General features: G+C 46.3%; 1 tRNA gene and 1 rRNA gene. Both read left to right on the plus strand.

From position 1 onward, the window contains the following. The first annotated feature begins 15 nt into the window (after positions 1-15). Positions 16-88: transfer RNA gene (locus tag RFK25_RS11470), tRNA-Ala, on the plus strand. A 167-nt stretch (positions 89-255) separates the two neighbouring features. Beyond that, positions 256-914, plus strand: a 23S ribosomal RNA gene (locus RFK25_RS11475); the annotation flags it as partial.

The raw sequence follows: 914 nt of genomic DNA on the forward strand, positions 1-914 counted from the left end.
TTTGAGAGGTCTTGTGGGGCCTTAGCTCAGCTGGGAGAGCGCCTGCTTTGCACGCAGGAGGTCAGCGGTTCGATCCCGCTAGGCTCCATTAACAACGGAAGTTGTTAAGATTTTGTCCATTGAAAATTGAATATCTATCAAACATTCCTGATGTATCTGCAAGGATACATTAAGAAATAGTAACAAGAAAATAAACCGAAAACGCTGTGAATATTTAATGAGTTTTCTAATTTTTTAAAAAAATTAGGTTAATAAGGTTAAGTTAATAAGGGCGCACGGTGGATGCCTTGGCACTAGAAGCCGAAGAAGGACGTGACTAACGACGAAATGCCTTGGGGAGCTGTAAGTAAGCAATGATCCAGGGGTGTCCGAATGGGGGAACCCGGCAGGTAATGCCTGTCACTCACTACTGTTAAGGTAGTGTAGAGGAAGACGCAGTGAACTGAAACATCTAAGTAGCTGCAGGAAGAGAAAGCAAAAGCGATTGCCTTAGTAGCGGCGAGCGAAACGGCAGGAGGGCAAACCGAAGAGTTTACTCTTCGGGGTTGTAGGACTGCAATGTGGACTTAAAGAGTATAGAAGAACTACCTGGGAAGGTAGGCCAAAGAGAGTAATAGCCTCGTATTTGAAATAGTCTTTATACCTAGCAGTATCCTGAGTACGGCGAGACACGCGAAATCTCGTCGGAATCCGGGAGGACCATCTCCCAACCCTAAATACTCTCTAGTGACCGATAGTGAACCAGTACCGTGAGGGAAAGGTGAAAAGTACCCCGGAAGGGGAGTGAAATAGAACCTGAAACCGTGTGCCTACAACAAGTTCGAGCCCGTTAATGGGTGAGAGCGTGCCTTTTGTAGAATGAACCGGCGAGTTACGTTATGATGCGAGGTTAAGTTGAAGAGACGGAGCCGTAG

Origin of the sequence: Streptococcus sp. SS-4456 (genome assembly GCF_036680365.1) — a bacterium.
Taxonomy (GTDB): domain Bacteria; phylum Bacillota; class Bacilli; order Lactobacillales; family Streptococcaceae; genus Streptococcus.